Origin of the sequence: Hydrogenibacillus sp. N12, assembly GCF_019645935.1 — a bacterium.
GTDB lineage: Bacteria > Bacillota > Bacilli > Thermicanales > DSM-22653 > Hydrogenibacillus > Hydrogenibacillus schlegelii.
This window is the reverse complement of record NZ_CP080953.1, coordinates 724,249-739,949: the sequence shown is the minus strand read 5'-3', so window position 1 is coordinate 739,949 and position 15,701 is coordinate 724,249. Positions and strand designations below refer to the sequence as shown.

General features: G+C 66.3%; 13 protein-coding genes. 4 read left to right on the top strand and 9 right to left on the bottom strand.

The features are described 5' to 3' along the window. Positions 1–364: 364 nt before the first annotated feature. Positions 365–1,552 carry an NAD(P)/FAD-dependent oxidoreductase gene (locus K2M58_RS03495; RefSeq protein WP_220678305.1) on the top strand — a complete coding sequence of 396 codons (1,188 nt, stop codon included), beginning with the start codon at positions 365–367 and terminating at the stop codon, positions 1,550–1,552. Here the strand turns inward: K2M58_RS03495 and K2M58_RS03490 are convergent. After that, on the bottom strand, positions 1,549–3,609 hold the full coding sequence (locus K2M58_RS03490) for a thioredoxin domain-containing protein (protein ID WP_220678304.1): 2,061 nt from the start codon (positions 3,607–3,609) through the stop codon (positions 1,549–1,551). The two genes, K2M58_RS03495 and K2M58_RS03490, sit on opposite strands and share 4 nt — an antisense overlap. A gap of 201 nt (positions 3,610–3,810) precedes the next feature. Between K2M58_RS03490 and K2M58_RS03485 the strand changes: the two genes are divergently transcribed. Further along, complete coding sequence (locus K2M58_RS03485) at positions 3,811–4,236, top strand: globin domain-containing protein (RefSeq protein WP_220678303.1); 426 nt, start codon at positions 3,811–3,813, stop codon at positions 4,234–4,236. Here the strand turns inward: K2M58_RS03485 and K2M58_RS03480 are convergent, their stop codons facing one another. Both K2M58_RS03480 and K2M58_RS03475 read right to left on the bottom strand, forming a co-directional pair. Further along, the gene (locus K2M58_RS03480) at positions 4,237–5,007 is read right to left on the bottom strand and encodes an SDR family oxidoreductase (RefSeq protein WP_220678302.1); all 771 of its coding nucleotides are present in this window, start codon (positions 5,005–5,007) and stop codon (positions 4,237–4,239) included. A gap of 290 nt (positions 5,008–5,297) precedes the next feature. After that, positions 5,298–6,125, bottom strand: coding sequence for an IS3 family transposase (locus K2M58_RS03475; RefSeq protein WP_252393584.1), 828 nt, complete (start codon positions 6,123–6,125; stop codon positions 5,298–5,300). A 529-nt stretch (positions 6,126–6,654) separates the two neighbouring features. Here K2M58_RS03475 and K2M58_RS03470 point away from each other — a divergent pair. Continuing rightward, entirely contained in the window at positions 6,655–7,653 is a 999-nt protein-coding gene (locus tag K2M58_RS03470; protein WP_220678301.1) for an SLAC1 anion channel family protein, read from the top strand. Between the two features lie 266 nt (positions 7,654–7,919). On the opposite strand, the gene K2M58_RS03465 is transcribed toward K2M58_RS03470, so the two are convergent. The 5 genes from K2M58_RS03465 to pdhA all read right to left on the bottom strand — a co-directional run bounded on the left by K2M58_RS03465 (position 7,920) and on the right by pdhA (position 13,653). After that, positions 7,920–8,519: a class I SAM-dependent methyltransferase gene (locus tag K2M58_RS03465; protein WP_220678300.1), complete on the bottom strand. Its 600-nt coding sequence runs from the start codon at positions 8,517–8,519 to the stop codon at positions 7,920–7,922. 87 nt (positions 8,520–8,606) lie between these two features. After that, the gene (gene lpdA / locus K2M58_RS03460; protein WP_220678774.1) at positions 8,607–10,034 is read right to left on the bottom strand and encodes a dihydrolipoyl dehydrogenase; all 1,428 of its coding nucleotides are present in this window, start codon (positions 10,032–10,034) and stop codon (positions 8,607–8,609) included. A 2-nt stretch (positions 10,035–10,036) separates the two neighbouring features. Continuing rightward, positions 10,037–11,458: a dihydrolipoamide acetyltransferase family protein gene (locus K2M58_RS03455; RefSeq protein ID WP_220678299.1), complete on the bottom strand. Its 1,422-nt coding sequence runs from the start codon at positions 11,456–11,458 to the stop codon at positions 10,037–10,039. A 36-nt stretch (positions 11,459–11,494) separates the two neighbouring features. Beyond that, positions 11,495–12,469: an alpha-ketoacid dehydrogenase subunit beta gene (locus tag K2M58_RS03450; protein WP_220678298.1), complete on the bottom strand. Its 975-nt coding sequence runs from the start codon at positions 12,467–12,469 to the stop codon at positions 11,495–11,497. Between the two features lie 5 nt (positions 12,470–12,474). Beyond that, positions 12,475–13,653 (bottom strand): pyruvate dehydrogenase (acetyl-transferring) E1 component subunit alpha, encoded by a 1,179-nt coding sequence (gene pdhA / locus K2M58_RS03445; RefSeq protein WP_220678297.1) that lies wholly within the window; start codon positions 13,651–13,653, stop codon positions 12,475–12,477. Positions 13,654–13,877: 224 nt separating this feature from the next. Here pdhA and K2M58_RS03440 point away from each other — a divergent pair, with 224 nt between their 5' ends. Beyond that, a complete protein-coding gene (locus K2M58_RS03440) occupies positions 13,878–14,633 on the top strand; it encodes an alpha/beta hydrolase (protein WP_220678296.1) in 756 nt (251 codons plus the stop codon). Positions 14,634–14,849: 216 nt separating this feature from the next. On the opposite strand, the gene K2M58_RS03435 is transcribed toward K2M58_RS03440, so the two are convergent. Further along, complete coding sequence (locus K2M58_RS03435) at positions 14,850–15,644, bottom strand: sulfite exporter TauE/SafE family protein (protein ID WP_220678295.1); 795 nt, start codon at positions 15,642–15,644, stop codon at positions 14,850–14,852. Positions 15,645–15,701: the final 57 nt, after the last annotated feature.

Here is a 15,701-nt window from a genome sequence, read left to right as displayed (position 1 = left end):
TAAGAAGGCGTAACGGCCATGAACGCGTAACGGCCTTGAACGCTTCGACGCCTTTTTGAAGGCGGAACGGCAAACCAGACGCGACGGCAGCGCGACGGGTGTTTTACCTGCCAGTCCAAAACCGGCCGTTTAAAACGGCCGGTTTTTCCTTTATTCGCGATGATTACGTTGGGAACATCAAAAATCAGCGAATTCCCCGATCCATATACCGGTATAGGGATGTTACCTTAGCCGTAAGGGGAAGGCCTTATTCGACGAAATCGCGGCTTCCTCGCCGCGCCGAAAGCATTGTGTCGGGCCGCCGTCGTAAGCGCTTACTTCAAGATGGACGAAGGACGGTCGAACACCGGGAAGGAGGAACGCGATGAAATACCGCATCGTCATCGCCGGCGGCGGAACCGCCGGCATCACCGTCGCCGCCCGGCTCCTTCGCGCGCGCCGCGATCTCGCCGGTCACATCGCCATCGTCGAACCGTCCGACGTGCATTACTACCAGCCCCTCTGGACGCTCGTCGGCACCGGCCTCGTCCCCCGGGACGTCACCGTCCGGCCGCAGGCCCCGCTCATCCCAAAGGGAGCGACGTGGATTCGGGACGCCGTCGAGACGTTCCTCCCGGAAGAAAACCGCATCGTTCTCACCAGCGGCGAAAGCATTCGCTACGACGTTCTCATCGTCGCCGTCGGCCTCAAACTCGACTGGGACCAGGTGCCCGGCACCCGGGAAGCGATCGAAGCCGGCGTCGCCGGCAGCAACTACACCTTCGACACCGTCCTGAAAACGTGGGAGGGGATCCGGCGTCTCGAAGAGGGCGTCGGCCTGTTCACCTTTCCCCACACCCCGATCAAATGCGCCGGCGCGCCGCAGAAGATCATGTACCTCGCCGACGACCGCCTGCGGCAAAGGGGCGTCCGCTCCCGCGTCACCCTTCGCTACGTTGCCGCCACGCCGTCCATCTACAGCGTGCCGAAATACGCCGCCACGCTGGAGAAGGTCGCCCGGGAACGGAGGATCGAGACCGTCTACCGCCACACCCTCACAGCAGTCGACCCCATCAAGCGGGAGGCGACGTTCCGCAACCTCGAAAGCGGGGAAACGGTGGCCATGCGCTTCGACTTCCTCCACATCGTCCCGCCGATGACGGCCCCGGACGTCGTGCGGGAAAGCCCTCTCGCCGACGCCGCCGGCTGGGTCGACGTCGACAAGCACACCCTGCAGCATACCCGCTTCCCGAACGTCTTCGCCCTCGGCGACGTCGCCAACGTGCCGACGTCCAAAACCGGCGCCGCCATCCGCAAACAAGCGCCGGTTCTCGTGGAAAACGTCCTTCAGTTCTTGCGGGGCGAACCGCTCACCGCCCGTTACAACGGCTATTCCTCCTGCCCCTTCGTCACCGGCATCGGCCGTCTGGTGCTGGCCGAGTTCGGCTACGACGGCGAAATCATGGAATCGTTCCCGTTCGACCAGGCGGAAGAGCGCTTCTCCATGTACGTCCTGAAAAAAGACCTGCTTCCGGTGATCTACTGGAACGGCATGCTGAAGGGCGTGCTCTAAGTCGCCTCGGCCAGGGCCGCGCGGAGGGCGTCCGGGTCCGTCACCGGCGCCCGGCAGACCATCCTCCGGCAGACGTACGCCGCCGGCCGGCCGCCGACCGGCCGCATGGCCGCCGTATCCGGAAGCGCCCGGTCCCACGCCTCGGCCTCCGGGCCCGCCGGCGGCCGGACGAGGACGAGGGTGTGCGGCCGGTACCCCTCCCGCGTCGCGCGAACGAGCGCCGCCGTCGCCGGATGCTCCCGCTCGCCGACGATGACGACTTCCGCCCCCGATCCTTCGACGACGAGCCGGGCCGCGAGCAAGAAGGCGTGTTCCGCCGGCCGCGCAAAGGCCCGCCCGCCGAAGGCCGTAAACAGCGCCTCCAGCGCCTCGGCATCCTCCGGCCGGCCCAAAAGCCGCGCGAAGTGCGCTCGGACGAACGCCAGCACCGCGTTTCCCGACGGGATCGCGCCGTCGGCCGCCTTCCGCACCGAAACGCCGCCGGGGCCGGCGGCGGCGGTGTGGCGGTACCCCCCTTCCGGCGCCCGAAACCGGGCGTCGGCGTAGGCAACCCAGCGCCGCGCTTCCTCGAGGTAGGCCGGCGCTTGGGCGGCAAAAAAGAGTTCCAGCGCTCCCCAGGCCAGCGCCGCGACGTCGTCGAGCGTCGCGATATTTTTTCGCTCCCCGTCGATATAGCGCACATACAGCGTCCCGTCGCCGCCTATGAGCCGCTCGCGGACGAACCGGTACGCCGCCTCGGCCCGTGCCACCCACGCCGGGCGTCCAAGAAGCTCGCCGGCCCGGGCGAGGGCGGCGATCATGAGGCCGTTCGGACCGGACAAAATTTTCCGATCGACAAACAGCCGGTGCCGCGCCTCCCGGTACGCCCGAAGGCGCTTGCGGGCCGCCTCAAGGCGCTGAAAAAGCGCCGCTTCCGACATTCCGAATCGATCCTGAAGGGCCTTCGGCTCAAAGCGCGTCAGGTTCGGCGCGCTTTTCCCTTCGATCGGCCCCGGCGATCCGATGTCGTACGCCGCGGAAAAAAGGGCGCCGTCCTCCTCCCCGAGCACCGCGCGCACCTCCTCCGGCGTAAAGAGATAGTACGCCCCTTCGACGCCATCAACGTCGGCATCTTCCGCCGTGTAAAACGCCCCCTCCGGCGCCCCGAGCCGCTCGAAGACGTACGCGACCGTCTCCTCGGCGAGATCCCGAAACGTCGCCTCCCCCGTCGCAGCCGCGGCCTCGGCGAGGGCGTAGAGGAGGAGCGCCTGATCGTAGAGCATTTTTTCAAAATGCGGCACCCGCCAGGCGCGGTCCGTCGCGTAGCGCATCCAGCCGCCGCCGAGATGGTCCCGGATCGCCCCGGCGGCCATCTTCCGAAGGGACTCCGCCGCCATCGCCGTCGCCTCCGGCTCCTTTTTCTCTGCGCCGTAGCGCAAGAGAAAAAGGAGCCGGTGCGCCAGCGGAAACTTCGGCGCCGTGCCGAAGCCCCCGTGCACCGGGTCGTACTCCCGCCGGAGCGCCCGGTACGCTTCGTCGACCAGGCCCTCCTCGAAGGGCCGCGCCTCAAAGGCAAAAAGCGACCGGAGGCCGCGACGAGCATTTTCCGCCACCTGGCGGACGTCCTCCGGCCGCGTCCGCCAGAGCTCCACGATCCGCGGCAAAAGCTCCAGGAGCCCGATGCGGCCGAAGCGGCGCGTCTTCGGAAAATACGTCCCGCCGTAAAAGGGGAGTCCCTCCGGCGTGAGGAAGACCGTAAGCGGCCAGCCGCCCTCCCCCGTCATCGCCTGCACGGCGGTCATATAGAACTCATCGACGTCCGGATGTTCCTCTCGGTCGACCTTGATCGGGATGAAATGCTCGTTCAGCCACCGGGCGACGTCGGCATCCAGGAACGACTCCCGATGCATCACATGGCACCAGTGACACGTCGAATACCCGATCGAAAGAAAGATCGGCTTTCCGGCCTGCCGGGCCTCCTCCAGCGCCGCATCGCCCCACGGTCGCCAGTCGACCGGATCATCGGCGTGCAGCAAAAGATACGGCGATCGCTCCTCAGCCAACCGGTTTCGCCCCATCCGCTTTCCCTCCCCAAAGCCTCGCCGAAGACGTCCGGCCTCCATGACTTCGCAGCCCAAAGCGGCTACAATAAATGAATGAATGAAGGGCCGAAAGAAACAAACGCCCAGGAGCAATCATCGAACACCCAGGAGAAGAATGACAGAACAGAGAAAAGAATGACAGAAGAGAAGGAGAACGCAAACGGCGGAGGGATGTCGATGTCGGCCGAACTGTACCACGCGCTCGGAGGCGAAACGGGGATCCGACGGATCGTCGAGGCCTTCTACCGCCGGGTCGCCGAAGACCCGATCCTCAAGCCGATCTTCCCCGAAGACCTCACGGAAACCGCCCGCAAGCAGTTTCTCTTTCTCACGCAATTTTTCGGCGGACCGGCCCTCTACTCGGCCGAGTTCGGCGCCCCGATGCTTCGGGCGCGGCACCTCCGCTTTCCGATCAGCCCGCGGCGGGCCCGCCGCTGGCTTGAACTTATGCGGGAAGCATTCTCTGAGGCGGGAATCGACCCGGCCACGACGGAACTCGCCTTTCTCCGGCTGACCAAAACGGCGATGCACATGGTGAACATCGACGACGGCGAAGAAGACGTCCCCGACGCGCCGCGGCGCCGGCCGCGCCTTGATCTGTGATCACAAATACACCATTTTTCTCGTCATCCCGCCGTCGACGATGAGGTGGGCGCCGGTGATGAAACCCGCCTCCCGGGAGGCGAGAAACAAGATCGCATACGCCACGTCTTCCGGCCGGCCTACCCGGCCGACGGGATGCCACGCGTGGTCTTCCGGCGTCGGCCGCGCCGCCGGATCCGGATCGTCCGCCCAGTCCGCCGGATCGATCCACCCCGGCGAGACGGCGTTCACCCGTATCCGTGGACCGAGGGTGATCGCAAGGGCGTGTGTCAGGGCGACGAGTCCCCCTTTGGCGGCGCTGTACGGTTCCGTATGCGGTTCGCTCATGAGGGCCCGCGTCGAGGCGACCATGACGACCGCCGCCCCGTCGCTGAACGCCGAAAGCAGCGCTTCCGTCAGCCGGTACGGAGCTCTGAGATTCACCGCGAGCACCTCATCCCAGGCCGCAAGCGGCCGCTCCCCCAGGCGACCGGTCCAGCCGATCCCGGCGACGTGCGCGAGCACGTCGATCGTCAAAGCGGCGGCCCGGACTTCGGTCGCCACCCGGTCGATCGCTTCCGGATCGCGAAGATCGCCCACCACCGCCCGCCCGGATCCGCCGACCGAATCGACCTGCGCCAGCGTCCGACGAAGGCCCGCTTCGTTCCGGTCGATGAGCACGACGCGGGCCCCCTGTCGGGCGAAGACGACCGCCGTCGCCCGGCCGATGGCGCCGGCGGCGCCGGTGATGACCGCCGTGCGCCCGTCGAAACGAAACGGCGCCTGCTCCATCGAACCCCTCCTTTGCCTCCCGGCGGTTGCCACCTTCTCTTCGGGCCTTCTTTTCGGGCGGATTGGGCCCGAGGCTCGCCACCCAAGCCTTCCCGACTCGGGCAACGGCCGGCCCTTCGCACCGCGGTCTCACGTTACCGGGATTATACCCGATCGCCCAAAAAACGCCAAACCGCCGGCCCGTTCGGACCGGCGGCTTGGTCCCATTGCCGGAGGAACCGCGCCCTTGATTTAGACATTTTGTTCGGTCTTCCTATGGGATGCAGACCTCGCTTGTGCTCAGGGCTTCTTTAAAGCGTTTCTTGGGGCGTTTTGTCCCGCAGGCTTGAATGCAGCCGGTGCTCGTTATAGGTCCGGATCCGTTCGGCCAAAAGCGCATCGAGGGCTTCGATGCTCTTTGCTTCAAGCAGAAGGTCTTGATGTTCTGCTTTGAAACGCGAGAAGAAGGATTCGACGATGGGATTTTCCTTCGGTCCCCGAAGGCTGTACGACAGCCGCTGCCCTTCTTCAAGCAGGAGATGACCGACCCACGCGTGGCTTAAGAAGGCGCCGCCCGGATCGTGATGGAGGGTGGCTTTCGGGCGCTCCCTCTTTTGGGTCAGGATGAACGCTTTGGCCCGTTCCCAAGTCTGAAGCGCCGTCCGAACATCCGGCGAGAAAGAGATGGCATATCCGATCACCATGCGGGTCCGATGGTCCAGAATCGGCAAAAACCAAACCTTCCCGCCGCCATAGACGAGCTGCGTGAAATCGGTGTAGAGTACCTCGAAAGCGTCCGGCTCCCGTTCGGAAAGAAGGCCGGTGACGAGATTCGCCCGTTCTTTGGCCAGAACGACCGTCTCGAGCAGCGGATTCGGCTTTGGTTTTCTCACCTTTCGCGTGAGGGAAAGCTCAAACGTGTGGAGAAGACGACGGACCCGCTTTCCATTGACGACCATCCCTCGCCGTCGAAGCTCGGCCTCGAGGCGGCGATAGCCGTACTCCGGATGTTCCCGAAGGATGGCTTCGATCTGCGCTTTGAGCGCTTCATCCGCCAGAGCCCGTCTCTTTTCGGCCTCCTCTCGCTTTTTCTGGTAATACCAGGTTGCCCGCGGAATGCCAAGCGCCTTGAGGAGAATCGGCAGGGGAGCCAGCCGCCTGGCCAGCGCTTCTTGCGCCAGACGGATGCGTTCCTGAAGGGAAAGTCGATCTAGCTCCCCTGCCCGAGGAAGTTTTTTAGGAGCGCGATTTCGACCTCCTTTTTGCCGAGGAGCTGTTCCAAATCCCGGATGCGCTTCTGATATTCCTGCTCTTTGTTCGGGGGTTCAAAGAGCTCAGCGCCTTTTTCCAGGAGGGTTTGCTTCCATTTCAGGAGGGTATTCGGATGAACGCCGTATTCCCGGGAGAGTCGACGAGCGTTTTTTCGCCTTTGATCAGTTCCAAAGCCGCTTTGAATTTGATGGAGCCGGGGATGGATTTTGTTCGTTTCATGAGTCGCCCCTCCTTTGACAGAAGGAGACAACATAGTTTCAGCATTTGTCTAGTATGAGGGGCGCATGACTCATTCACCGTTCGGCCGTTGACAAGATCCGGACCGGCCGCCTAGAATGAAAAGACGAAAATCGGACTGTTTCCGATTGAAAACAATGCGAAAGGAGATGTCTGCCGATGGCCACGACCGACACCCACACCGCGCCGGCGAAGGCGGCCGATCGTCCACGCGGTCTGCAATATTTTCCGATCGCCCTGTTCGCCAGCGTGATGGGTTTTTCCGGAACGACGATTGCAGCGATGCGGATTGAGCCGCTGCTCGGACTTCCGCCGGCGGTCTCGCTTCTTTTGCTCGGGCTGACTTCCCTTCTTTTCATAGTGCAGCTCTTTCTCCTTCTCTATCGCATGTTTGCCTACCCGGAAGAAGTCCGGCGAGACTTCGACCACCCCGTCCGGATGAACTTTTTTGGCGCCGTCTCGATCAGCTTTATGCTCCTCGCCGTCGCCTACCTCGATGTGGCGCCTTCGGTTGCCGCCATCCTCTGGTGGATCGGCGCGCCGCTTCACCTCCTCATCACCCTCTCCGTGCTCCGCAAGCTCATCGTCCAGTCGCGGTTTGAGATCGTCCACTACAACCCGGCATGGTTCATTACGATCGTCGGCAACCTCATCGCGCCGATCGCCGGCGTCGCCGTCGCGCCGCCGGACGTCAACTGGTTTTTCTTCAGCATCGGCCTCGTCATGAGCGTCGTCTACATTCCGATGTTCTTCTACCGGATTTTTTTCCACAACCCGATTCCCTTGAAGCTCCTGCCGACGTTCTTCATTTTGATGGCGCCGCCGGCGGTCGGCCTCGTCAGCTACGTAAAACTCACCGGCCAGTTCGACGGTTTCGCCCGGGTCCTGTACGGCTTTGCCTTCTTCATCGGCCTCCTCCTCGTCGTTCTTTTCCCGATGTTCTACCGCGTGCCGTTTTTCCTTTCGTGGTGGGCGTACACTTTCCCGTCGGCAGCGATCACCATCGCGACCGTCCTCATGTACCACGAGACGGGCGTCGAAGCCTACCGCTACCTCGCCTACGTTCAGATGATCGCCCTCCTCATCCTCATCGTCGACTTCAGCCGCCGGACCCTTGGCCTCATGGCCCGGCGGGAGCTGTGCGTGAAGGAAGACTGATTCAAAAAGCTCCGGCAGCGGTCGACCGGAAGCGCTTCCTCCGGCGGACCGCGTGTCCGGAGCTTTTTGCGCCTTTTTCGCTTTTTTCCGCCCTTCATCGGGCGGGATCGCCCGACGACCGGCGGAGGCGATCGAGCGTCCGCGAGCGGCCCCCGCCGCCAGAAGATGCCCGTCGTAAGAGGCGTAAGATACGCCTGACGGAAGAAACGCCCGCCTTTAAAACGCCCGCCGCCGGATGCGCCCGCCCCCGCCCGGCGAACGCCTCCCTATGCGCTCCGCCCTTCTTTTCGGGCGACGATCCAGACGAGGACGCCCCGGGCCCACGTCCGCTTTTCTTCGATCGCAAAACGCTCGGCGATCCACCGGTCCGTCAGCCGGTTGAGATGGCAGCCGTCGGCGAGACGGGACCACGCCGGCGTGAGCCGGTCGAGCGCCCAGCCCGCCCAGCGAGGATCGTCGATCCGGACGTGCTCCAGGGCCAAAAACCGGCCGCCCGGCTTCAGCACCCGTCGGATTTCCGCCAGCGCCTTTCGGGGGTCCTGCACCGAGCAGAGGACGAGCGTCGAGACGACGGCATCAAACCTTCCGTCGGCAAACGGCAGCGCTTCGGCGGAGGCCGCGATGAGCGCCCCCGCTAGGCCCCGTTCCCTGAGGCGGCGCTCGGCCTGCCGGCGCATGGCGGGATTCGGCTCGATGCCGGTCCAGCGAACGCCGGGGCCGTAAAACGGCAGATTTCTCCCTGTCCCCACGCCGATTTCCAGCACCTCGCCGGCCAGCGGCCGAAGAAGCGCCCGGCGCAGGCGCTCGAGAAAGAGCCGCTCGAGGGGGGCCATCAGCGGATCGTAGAGCCGGGGAAAAAGCTCCATGAACTTCTTCCTTTCGCTCCGAATCAGTCCGAATGCGCTCAAATGCGGTGCGATCATCATACCACATTTTCGGCCGCCGTTTCGCCGTCAGCGCTTAAGCACGTGCACCGGCTTGCCAAGAAAGACGTCCGCCGCCTCCATGACCGCTTCCGAAAGCGTCGGGTGAGCGTGGACGGTGAGCGCGAGATCCTCGACCTGGGCGCCCATCTCCACCGCCAGCGCCAGCTCGGCGATCAACTCCGAGGCCCCGGGTCCGACGGCTTGGGCGCCAAGGAGCGCCCCCGTCTCGGCATCGCCGACGAGGCGGACGAACCCTTCCTTCTCCCCCAGCGTGAGCGCCCGGCCGCTCGCCGCCAGTGGAAATGTCCCCACCTTCACCCGGTGACCGGCCGCTTCGGCCTCCGCCGCCGTCATGCCGACCGCCGCCACCTCCGGATCGCTGTAGACGACCGTCGGCACGGCCCGGAAATCGGCCTCCGCCCCGGCCACCCCGGCGATCGCTTCCGCCGCGACTTTTCCTTCCGCCGACGCCTTGTGCGCCAGCGCCGGACCCGGGACGACGTCGCCGATGGCGTAGATCCCGTCCGCGCTCGTCGCCATCCGCCGGTCGACGGCGACGAGCCCCCGACCGTCCACCCGGACGCCGGCGGCTTCCAGGCCCAAGTCGTCGGTGTTCGGCCGCCGCCCGACGGTGACCAGGACGTAGTCCGCCGTGAGCGTCCGTTCGCCCTCGGCGGTCTCTACGCGCACGCGCACCCCTTCCGGCCCTGCTTCGGCCCCCAGGGCCCGGGCGCCTTCCAGAACGGTGACCCCGTCGGCCTGAAGGCGGCGTTTCACCGGCCGGACGAGGTCCACCTCAAAGGCGGGAAGAATGCGCTCCGCCCCCTCGACGATCGTCACCCGGCTGCCGAGCCGGGCATAGGCCTGTCCGAGCTCGACGCCGATGTATCCGCCGCCGATGACGACGAGGCGCTCGGGAAGCGCCGGCAAGGAGAGGGCTTCCGTGGAGGAGAGGATCCGCCCGGCGAGCCCCCCGAACGGAAAGCCCGGAAGCTCGATCGGCCGGGAGCCAGTGGCGACGATCGCCGCCCGAAAGCGGTAGTTGATCGCCTCCCCGCCCGCCTCGATGACGCGAATTTCCCGCGGTCCGCGAAAGAAGGCTTCGCCGCGGACGATCTCCACACCGTTTCCTCGGAGGAGCTTTTCCACGCCGCCGGTGAGCGTCCGAACGACGTCCGCTTTCCAGGCCATGAGCCGCGGAAAATCGAGGGAAAGCTCCCGGGCGGCAAGGCCGAAAGCGGCGCCTTCCCGGAGGCGGCGGACGTCGTGGGCGACGGCGATGAGGGCTTTGGAGGGAATGCATCCGACGTTGAGACACACGCCGCCCAGCGCCTCCCGTTCGATGAGCGTCACCTTCCGGCCGAGCCGGGCGGCGCGGATGGCGGCGACGTACCCGCCGGGCCCGCCGCCGATGACGACGACGTCGGCGTCGATCGTCGTCTCGCCGACGACCATGCTCATCCCTCCATGAAAAGCGCCTGGGGATTTTCCAGCAGGCGCTTCACGTGATTCAAAAAGCGCTGCGCCGTCGCCCCGTCCAGCACCCGGTGGTCAAAGCTCAAAGACAGGTCGAGCACCTGGCCGACCTGCACGAGGCCGCTTCGGACGACCGGCTTTTCGGCGACGCGGCCGAGGCCGAGGATCGCCGCCTCCGGCGGATTGAGGATCGGCGTGAAATGACCGCCGCCGACGGTGCCGAGGTTGCTGATGGAAAACGTGCTCCCGCGAAGTTCCTGCGGTTTGAGCCGCCCCTCCCGGGCGCGGGCGGCGAGGTCCTGAATTTCCCGGGCAATCTCCCAGCCGTTTTTTCGATCGGCATCGAAGACAACGGGCACGACGAGGCCCTGCGGGGCATCGACGGCGATGCCGATGTGGTAAACGCGCTTTTTCACGATCTCCTGCCGCTCTTCGTCCAGATAGGCGTTGACCTCCGGGTAGGCTTTCAAGGCGGCGACGACCGCCTTGACGACGAAGGGGAGGTAGGTGAGCTTAATTCCCCGGGCTTCGGCCTCCGGCAAAAGCGCCCGCCGGAGGGACACAAGTGCCCCGGCATCGGCCTCGTCCATGAGCGTCACGTGCGGCGCCGAACGCTTGGCCCGCACCATCGCCTCGGCGATCACCCGGCGCACGCCGCGAAAGGGCACCCGTTCTTCCCCGGCGGCCTCAACCGCATCGGGCGCCCCGGGCGGCGCCGTTTCGTCGACCCGAGCCGGCGCTTCCCGCGGCGCGACCGCCGCCGGGGCAGCCGCCGCCGGCTCCGGCGCCGCTTCCCGCTCCGGCGCTTTTTCGGCGCTTGTTTGTTCCACCGCCCGGTCTTTTGCTTTCGCGGCCCGAAGGACGTCCTCCCGGGTGATCCGGCCGCCGGGGCCGGAACCCTTCAGCGTCCGGAGATCGACGCCCCGCTCTCGGGCGAGCCGCCGGACGCTCGGCATCGCCCGGACCGCCGCCGCGGCGCCCGGCAACGGCGGCGCCGCGGCCGCTCCGTCGTCCGGCGCCTCCTCCGCCCGCCCGGCTTCAGGCCGGCCGTCCCCGCCCGCCGGCCCCCGTTCCGGCGCCGGGGCGGCCTCCTCCGGCGCGATCGTTCCCCGGACTTCGGCCCCGCCTTCATCGGCGCTCCGTTCTTCGGGCTCGCCCGCGCCCGGCACCGCGATTCGGACGAGCGGCGTGCCGACGGCGACGATCGCCCCCTCGTCCGCCAAAAGCGTCTGCACCGTCCCGGCGACGGGGCTCGGGATTTCCGTCACCGCTTTGTCCGTCTGCACCTCGACCAGCGGCGCATCCTCTTCCACGGCGTCACCGGGCCGGACGAGCCATTTGACGATCTCTCCTTCGTGGATGCCTTCGCCGATGTCCGGCAGCTTGACGGTGATGACCCCCACGCCCGCACCTCGCTTTCGAACGACGTCTTTTGCGCTCTACGCCTCGGCGACTTCCCGGATGGCCGCAGCGATCGCCTCCGGTGACGGCAGCCAGTCGTCTTCATGCTGGGCCAGGGGATACGGCGTGTTCGGCGCCGCCACGCGCCGCACCGGCGCTTCCAGGAAGTAGACGCCGTGCTCCATGATCTGGGCGATGATCTCCGCCGCCGCCCCGGCCTGCGCCTGCGCCTCCTGCACGACGACGGCGCGATTCGTCTTGGCCACGGAGGCGAGGATCGTCTCCCGGTCGAGCGGCCAGACGGTGCGGAGATCCAGAATCTCCACCGACAGGCCGTCCTCCTCGGCGACGATCGCCGCCTTTTCCGCCGCCTGCACCATCGCGCCGTAGGCGATGATGGTGACGTCCTCGCCTTCCCGGACGAGACGGGCTTTTCCCAGCGGCACGGTGTACGCTCCTGCCGGCACTTCCGCCCGGAACGAACGGTAAAGCTTCATGTGCTCCAGAAAGATGACCGGATCGTCGTCCCGGATGGCGCTGATGAGAAGCCCCTTGGCGTCGTACGGGTTGGAAGGGATGACCACCTTGAGCCCCGGCGTTGCGAGCAAAAGCCCTTCCAGGCTGTCCGAGTGGTGCTCCGCCGCCCGGACGCCCCCGCCGAACGGCGCCCGGATGACGATCGGGGCCGGGTGTCGCCCCCGATAACGGAAATTCATTCGCGCGATATGGTTCACCTCGTCGAACATCTTGAGGACAAATCCAAAAAACTGCACTTCTGCCACGGGACGGAAGCCCGTCGCCGCCAGCCCCACGGCCAACCCTCCGATGGCCGACTCCGCCAGCGGCGTGTCGAACACCCGCGTCTCGCCGAACTGCGCCTGCAGCCCTTCGGTGACGCGAAACACCCCCCCGTATCCCCCGACGTCCTCGCCGAAGACGAGCACGTTGGGATCTCGCTCGAGCTCCAGCCGGAGGGCGTCGCGGATGGCCTGGATCATCGTCATCTCCGGCATGATCCTCACCTTTCCTTCCGGTCGTCCGCCCGTCGCCGCTCTCCGGAACCGGTCCCCGGATCGGCGCTGTCTCCCAAAGGCCTGCGGTCCGCCTCTGGCTCCGAACGCCTGAACACCGAGCGAACGAGGTCCGCCACCGTCATCTTCGGATACGCCTCCGCTTCCTTGAGCGCGGCGGCGACCGCTTCCTTGGCCTCGGCGATGGCCCGCCTCTCGTCCGCTTCGCTCCAGAGTCCCCGCTCACGCAGAAACTGCCGAAACCTGAGCAGCGGGTCGAGCCGTTCCCATTCGCCGAGCTCCTCCGCCTGCCGATAGCGCGTCGGATCGTCGCCGGACATCGTATGGGGACCGTAACGATAGGTCAGCGCTTCGATCAGGATCGGACCCTTCCCCTCCCGGGCGTGGGCCAGCGCCGACCGCACCGCTTCGACCACCGCCAGAACGTCCATTCCGTCGACCAGGCGGCCGGGAATGCCGGCGGCCACCCCTTTTTGGGCCAGCGTCCGGGCGCGGGTCTGCTTTTCCACCGGCACGGAGATGGCGTACCGGTTATTCTGGATCACGAATACCGCCGGCACGCCGAAAGCGCCGGCGACGTTCAGCCCTTCGTAAAAATCCCCCTGCGACGTGCCGCCGTCGCCGATGAAGGTGAGCGCCGCCGCTTTTTCCCCTCGGAGCTTAAGCCCCAGGGCCACGCCGGCCGCCTGCACGATCTGAGCGCCGATGATGATCTGCGGCCCGAAAGCGTTCAGATCGTCCGGCACGGCAAAACCGTGCATGTGCCCTCGGGAATACAGGAAAGCCCGAAAAAGCGGATATCCCCGCCAGACGAGGACCGGAAGATCCCGGTAGGTCGGCAAAAGCCAATCTTCCGGCCCGAGGGCAAAAGCCGAGCCGATCATCGTCGCCTCCTGCCCGGCGACCGGCGCGTAAAAGCCGAGGCGCCCCTGGCGGCTTAAGCTCACCGCCCGCTGGTCCCAGACGCGGGTAAACACCATCCGATCCATGAGGGTCCTGAGCGCCTCGTCGGAAAGGTCCGGCAGCCGGGCTTCGTCGACCGGCCGGCCGTCCGGCTCGAGGAGGCGAAACGGCCGGATCGCCTCCGCGTCCGGCAGGGGCACCCACCCCTCTTCCGGCGCAAGAGCCCCCTTCGCTCCGGATCGCTCTCGCGTTCTGGTGGTCATCCGCGCTCCTCCTTTCTCATCACCGTTCCCCGATGATCCCGCGGGCGAGACGATTGGACCGGCGTTTTCCGGTCTATGATGTGGACGAGGCGCTTCCCTGCGCCAAGGCCGGACGACGGAAAACGGCCGTACGGCGAGGTGCCCGCAAAGGGCCGCCATCCGACCGCACAAAAACCGCCGCTCGATCCCAAAGGACGCGTCTCAACCGAGGAGGGAGCGGGCTCATGAACGGCCGATTTCCGGAAGATGCCTACCGGCGCAAAGTCGTCTCCTTCGACGTCCCTTCCGCCTGCCTCGGCCGCCATGTCACCGTCCGGGTCTTTCTCCCGCCGGGCGATGCCGACGCCGAAGCGCGCCGGGCGCTTCCGGCCGTCTACGCCCAGGACGGGCAGCACGTTTTCCAGTACGGACGGGCGGCGACCCTCGCCCATGCGCTCATCGCCGAAGGCGTCCTTCGCCCGTTCCGCCTCGTCGGCATCGAAGTCAACCTCGCCACGCGCCTGGACGAATACCACCCGGAAGGACGGCGAAACGCCGCCTACCGCTGCTTTTTCTTCGAAGAACTCCTCCCGGCGGCCGAGGCGCGCTATCCGGTGCCGCCTTCCGGCCTCCGGCGGATCGCCGCCGGCGATTCCCTCGGCGGAACCGTCTCCTTCGACCTCGCCCTGGATCGACCGGATCTTTTTCAGGGCGTCATCAGCCTCTCCACGGCCTTCGTCCCGGCGCTCCTCAGGCGCCTTCAGGCGACAAAGCCCGAGGCCATCCGCCATCTCCGGGTTTTCCAGTACGTCGGAACGGAAGAGACGGCGGTCCAGACGCGCCTCGGCACCCTGGACATTCTGGCCATGAACCGGGAAGGCCGCCGGCTCCTGGAAGCGAACGGGGTCGACGTCCGTTACGTCGAACGGCCCGGAGCGCACACCTGGGGCGCCTGGCAGAAGATCCTGCCTGAAAGTCTGCGTCATTTTTTCGGTTCCTAGTCCGTCCGTCGCCGTCCGCCTCCCCGCCTTTTCCGCCGACCCCCCATCCGCCGCCGTTCGCCTCCGAGTTTCGGGGCCATAAAAAACCCCGCCGTTTCGGCGGGGTTCCATCGGCCTCGTTTTTTGTTTGCCCGCGCGACGGCGATCACCGCCGCCTGGGGGCCGGCCCCTCGTCAGGCGCCCGCCCCCTCCCCGAATCGCCGCCCTTTTCCCGACTCAGCCGCTTGGCCCGGACGCTGCCGGCCGCGGCGTCCGGAGATAGCGGATCCCCATCCACACCTGAACGACGGCAAAAATGAGGCGCAGCGCCTGCTCCGTGAGTTCGTGAGCCGTCAGCCCTCCGGCAAATGACCCGATGAGAATCCCGGGAATGAGGCCGACGAGGACGTCGGGGCGGACATTGCCCAGCCGCCCGTGGGTGTAGGCGCCGACGGCGCCGGAAGGCACCATCGCCAAAAGCGACACCCCCTGGGCCGTGACCTGAGAAAAACCGCCGAGGAAGACCATCGCCGGCACCATGATCGACCCGCCGCCGACGCCCATCATCCCGGACAGAAAGCCGGTGAAAAGGCCGGTCAAAAGAAGAAGCGCCGCCTCCCCCGCCGCCGGAAGCCGGGTCGCGACGTGGGGGAGGTACGGCTTCGACACCAGAAGGACGGAGACGAAAAGCAAAAACGCCCCGAAGGCCCGCTTGAGCTTCCATTCCGGAAGTGCGTGGGCATACCGGGCGCCGAAGCGGGCGGTGAGCATCGCCGTCGCCGCGAGAAGGAGCGAGGCGACGACATCCACCGATCCCCCCAGCGCATAGGCCAGGGCCCCCGAAAGGCCGGTGAACACGAGCGCCACCAGGCTCGTCCCGTGGGCCTGATGCTGCGTCAATTTCAAAAGCGCCACCATGAGCGGGATCATGATCACCCCGCCGCCCAGCCCCACGAGTCCACCGAAGTAACCGGCGAGAAGCCCGATGCCGACGCCGAGGACCGCCGCCCGCCGCCGGGAATCCGAAGCCACCGTCCATCCCCTCCTTCGGTCCGCGCCTTTCAGGGGCCGGTGAGAGAGGCGCCGCCC

Coding starts and splice junctions, on each gene's coding strand:
- K2M58_RS03495 (WP_220678305.1), top strand. CDS start 365: ATGAAATACCGCATCGTCATCGCCGGCGGCGGAACCGCCGGCATCACC.
- K2M58_RS03490 (WP_220678304.1), bottom strand. CDS start 3,609: ATGGGGCGAAACCGGTTGGCTGAGGAGCGATCGCCGTATCTTTTGCTG.
- K2M58_RS03485 (WP_220678303.1), top strand. CDS start 3,811: ATGTCGGCCGAACTGTACCACGCGCTCGGAGGCGAAACGGGGATCCGA.
- K2M58_RS03480 (WP_220678302.1), bottom strand. CDS start 5,007: ATGGAGCAGGCGCCGTTTCGTTTCGACGGGCGCACGGCGGTCATCACC.
- K2M58_RS03470 (WP_220678301.1), top strand. CDS start 6,655: ATGGCCACGACCGACACCCACACCGCGCCGGCGAAGGCGGCCGATCGT.
- K2M58_RS03465 (WP_220678300.1), bottom strand. CDS start 8,519: ATGGAGCTTTTTCCCCGGCTCTACGATCCGCTGATGGCCCCCCTCGAG.
- lpdA (WP_220678774.1), bottom strand. CDS start 10,034: ATGGTCGTCGGCGAGACGACGATCGACGCCGACGTCGTCGTCATCGGC.
- K2M58_RS03450 (WP_220678298.1), bottom strand. CDS start 12,469: ATGCCGGAGATGACGATGATCCAGGCCATCCGCGACGCCCTCCGGCTG.
- pdhA (WP_220678297.1), bottom strand. CDS start 13,653: ATGACCACCAGAACGCGAGAGCGATCCGGAGCGAAGGGGGCTCTTGCG.
- K2M58_RS03440 (WP_220678296.1), top strand. CDS start 13,878: ATGAACGGCCGATTTCCGGAAGATGCCTACCGGCGCAAAGTCGTCTCC.